This window comes from Phenylobacterium sp., from assembly GCF_035276905.1.
Taxonomy (GTDB): domain Bacteria; phylum Pseudomonadota; class Alphaproteobacteria; order Caulobacterales; family Caulobacteraceae; genus Phenylobacterium.
The window spans coordinates 1-3721 of record NZ_DATELG010000338.1; the positions used below are offsets into that span (position 1 = coordinate 1).

Sequence of the window (3721 nt, forward strand, 5' to 3'; positions counted from 1 at the left end):
GTGCCGCTCTCGAACTTGGTCTGGTGGCGGAACAGCGGCAGGCCGCAGAGCCGGCAGCAGTAGACCCCGTCGTCCTTCTGATCGAGCAGGCCGCCGCAGAACGGCGCCTCGGTCCCGTGATGCAGGAGGACGTCCGCCTCCTCGCGACTGAGCGTCGCCTCCAGCTTGGCGCGTTCCTCGGCCGAGGGCGAGGCGAGGTCGAAGCCGGACGGGGAGAACTGGGTCATGGCGCGGAATGTAGGCGGACGGGGCGGGCGGCGAAAGGTCGCAGGAGCCTGAGGCCGTCGCTAGACCGGCGCCTTCGCCTCGACGACCGTCCCGAACTTCTCCTCGAAGCTCGCCCTCAGCGCCGCGTCCGCTTCGTCCAGCGAGACCGTGTGGCCGAGGTCGACGAGGCTGGTCACCCCATGCTCGGCCTGGCCGCAGGGGACGATGCCGGAGAAGTGCGCCAGGTCCGGCTCGACGTTGAGGGCGACGCCGTGGAACGACACCCAGCGGCGCAGCTTCACGCCGACGGCGGCGATCTTGTCCTCGCGCGGCGCGAAGCCCGGGACCTTGCGCTCCACCCAGACGCCGACCCGGCCCTGGCGCAGCTCGCCCTCGACGTTGAAGCGGGCCAGCGCGCCGATGATCCAGGCCTCCAGCGTGGCCACGAACGCGTGCACGTCGCGGCGGCGCTGGTTCAGGTCCAGCATCACATAGGCCACCCGCTGGCCCGGGCCATGGTAGGTGAACTGGCCGCCGCGGCCCGATCGGAACACCGGAAAGCGCTCGGGATCGAGCAGGTCGCAGGCCTTGGCCGAGACTCCGGCGGTGTAGAGCGGCGGATGCTCCAGCAGCCAGACGAGTTCGTCCGCCCGGCCCTCGGCGATGGCCGCCGCGCGGGCCTCCATGGCCTCGACGGCGGCCGGATAGTCGACGTAGCCGCGGGAGACCGCCCAGCCCGCGGGGGCCCCGTCGGCGCGGGCGAACGGCGCGGCCAGGGTCGGATTTAACGCGTGATCAAGCATCGACTCGCAACATGGTCCCTGGGCGTTCGTCACGCAAAGTCTGCGGACGATTCTGTGCGTGGGGGCTGTGGCGCGTGAGCCAGGTGCATGCGGTCAACGTCGAGATCCAGATCGTGCTCGGTCGCGCGACGCTGCCGATGGCGCAGTTCCTGCGGATGGGCCGCGGCGCGGTGATTCCCCTCGACGCGACCGTCACCGAGGAGGTCTGGATCCTCGCCAACAACCACCCGATCGCCCGCGGCGAGATCCAGATCAACGACGATCGCATCGCCATCGCCGTCACCGGCGCGGCCGACGTCTACGACTATATGGCCGGTGCGGTGTAATCAGCGAAGGCGCCACTTCACAAAGGCGCCGGCGTTTGCTAACCCCCGCGCCTCACCACGAGCGGTCGTGGCGGAATTGGTAGACGCGCAGCGTTGAGGTCGCTGTGGGGCAACCCGTGGAAGTTCGAGTCTTCTCGACCGCACCATCCTGCTTCGCCCTCCGGGCTTCGCAGGATTTAGAAGCAGGTGTGCTTTGCAGGTCGGGCCTCTCGACCGCGCCAGTGAATCAAGGGCATCAAGCCGGGTAGGGAACAGGAACGTCGTCAACAGTCAGAGGAGGTCCGCATGAGCCGTGAATCGGACGACCTCGCTGACCTGGTGAAGACGGAGGCTCCCGAGGCCGAGGAAGATCTCGAAGACCTCGCGCTCGGCGAGGACTACGCCCTCAACCCGGAATATGTGCCGATGGTGGCCGACGCGCTGGATCGCGGCGACACCGAACGGCTGCGCGAGCTGCTGGGCGCCCTGCATCCGGCCGACATCGCCGACCTGATGGGCTTCCTCTCGTGGGAGGACCGCGAGGAGCTGGTCCCGCACCTCGACCCCGAGGCCCTGCCGGAGATCCTCTCCGAGCTCGACACCGATATCCGCGAAGAGGTGCTGGAGCACGTTCCGTCCGCGACGCTCGCCAGGGCGCTGGGCGAGATGGATTCCGACGACGCCGCCGACGTCGTCGACGACCTGGAGGAGGACAAGCGGGCCCAGGTGCTGGCCGCCATGCCCGAGGTCGAGCGGGCGGCGATCGAGAGCTCGCTGGGCTACGAGGACGAGACCGCCGGGCGCCTGATGCAGCGCGAAGTGGTGGCCGCGCCGCAGTTCTGGACCGTCGGCCAGGCGATCGACCACCTGCGCCGCGAGAGCGACGAGTTGCCGGAGCTGTTCTTCGACATCTACGTCGTCGACCCGGCCTACAAGCCGGTGGGGGCCGCGCCGGTCAGCCACCTGCTGCGCTCCCGGCGCGACGTGCCGCTGGCCCAGATCATGGAGCCGGTGACCGAGATCCCGGTCGACATGGACCAGGAAGAGGTCGCCTACATCTTCAACAAGTACCACCTGATCTCGGCCCCGGTGGTGGAGCCGGGCGGGCGGCTGGTGGGCCAGATCACCGTCGACGACATCGTCGGCGTCATCCAGGACGAGACCGAGGAAGACATCCTGGCCCTGGCCGGCGTGTCCGACGCCGGCCGCGACGCCGACATCCTCGGCATCGTGCGCTCGCGACTGCCGTGGCTGGTGATCAACCTCATCACCGAGGCCATCGCGGTGACGGTGATCGGGCCCTTCCAGGACATGGTCTCCAAGATCGTCGCCCTCGTCATGCTGATGCCGATCGTCTCCTCGCTCGGCGGCAATGCGGGCACGCAGGCGTTGACGGTTGCGGTCCGGGCCATCGCCAGCCGCGAGCTCAGCCCCGCCAACGCCTACCGTGTCATATTGCGCGAGCTGGCGGTCGGGATGTTCAACGGCGTGGCGATGGGCTCGCTCCTGGGCCTGGGCAGCTGGTTTCTCTGGCACGATCCCAAGCTGTCGCTTGTGGTGGGCCTGGCCATCATCGCCAACTTCTTCGTCGCGGCCCTGGGCGGGATCCTGGCGCCGATCATGCTCGACCGCTTCGGCCGCGACCCGGCGGTCTCGTCGTCGGTGGTCGTGACCTTCATGACGGACTTCTTCGGCTTCCTGGCCCTGCTTGGCATCGCCGCCCTGATCCTATTGTAAGGCTCGGGGCTCGCACGGCCCGCATCTTGCCCCGCAGAGCGGGACGCCCCGTGCGTCTGTGTCAAACCGGGACTGAGGCATGACGCCGCGCCACCAGGTCTCCCGGGCCGCGATCGAGTTGATCAAGCGGTTCGAGGGCTATCGCCGCAAGGCCGCCCAGCTCCCCGACGGACGCTGGACGATCGGCTACGGCCATACCTTGACCGCCCGCGAGGGGGCGGAGGTCTCCGAGGCCGACGCCGAGGCGCTGCTGCTCTACGACATGATCGGCGTCGCCCGCGCCGTCAGCGAGCTGACGTTCGCCAGCCTCACCCGCAACCAGTTCGACGCGCTCTGCGCCTTCGCCTTCTCCGTCGGCGTGGACGCCTTACGCACGTCCGATGTGCTCAAACGGGTCAACGAGGGCGCCTTCACCCAGGCCGCCTTCGCGCTCGAGCGGTGGCGGCGAGCCGAGTTCGAGGGCGAGCGGATCGTCGTCGACGCCCTGGTCCGCCGGCGCGCGGCGGAGAAGCTTCTGTTCCTCACCCCGCCGGGCGACCAATGGCGCGCCGCGCCCTCGGCGCTGCTGAAGCCGCTGCTGGACGAAGCCGCGCCCGACACCGCGCCGCGCGGCGCGCCGGTCCGCGTCACCGCGTCGCTGGAGGGCGGAACGGCCTCGGTGGCGCGCGA

Annotated in this window: 5 protein-coding genes and 1 tRNA gene; 4 read left to right on the top strand and 2 right to left on the bottom strand. The window is 69.5% G+C overall.

The genetic code is table 11. The features are described 5' to 3' along the window. Both VJS38_RS15990 and lipB read right to left on the bottom strand, forming a co-directional pair. A partial coding sequence (locus VJS38_RS15990; RefSeq protein ID WP_324089147.1) for a peptide-methionine (R)-S-oxide reductase occupies positions 1 to 227 on the bottom strand: 227 nt, incomplete at its 3' end. A gap of 60 nt (positions 228 to 287) precedes the next feature. After that, complete coding sequence (lipB, locus tag VJS38_RS15995) at positions 288 to 1010, bottom strand: lipoyl(octanoyl) transferase LipB (RefSeq protein WP_324089148.1); 723 nt, start codon at positions 1008 to 1010, stop codon at positions 288 to 290. Positions 1011 to 1021: 11 nt separating this feature from the next. Here lipB and VJS38_RS16000 point away from each other — a divergent pair, with 11 nt between their 5' ends. The 4 genes from VJS38_RS16000 to VJS38_RS16015 form a co-directional block, all read left to right on the top strand. Continuing rightward, the gene (locus VJS38_RS16000) at positions 1022 to 1336 is read left to right on the top strand and encodes a FliM/FliN family flagellar motor switch protein (RefSeq protein WP_324089149.1); all 315 of its coding nucleotides are present in this window, start codon (positions 1022 to 1024) and stop codon (positions 1334 to 1336) included. Between the two features lie 61 nt (positions 1337 to 1397). Continuing rightward, positions 1398 to 1482: transfer RNA gene (locus VJS38_RS16005), tRNA-Leu, on the top strand. A gap of 139 nt (positions 1483 to 1621) precedes the next feature. Beyond that, positions 1622 to 3052 (top strand): magnesium transporter, encoded by a 1431-nt coding sequence (gene mgtE / locus VJS38_RS16010; RefSeq protein ID WP_324089150.1) that lies wholly within the window; start codon positions 1622 to 1624, stop codon positions 3050 to 3052. Between the two features lie 79 nt (positions 3053 to 3131). Further along, positions 3132 to 3721, top strand: a 590-nt coding sequence (locus VJS38_RS16015) for a lysozyme (protein WP_324089151.1), incomplete at its 3' end; no start/stop codon positions are given.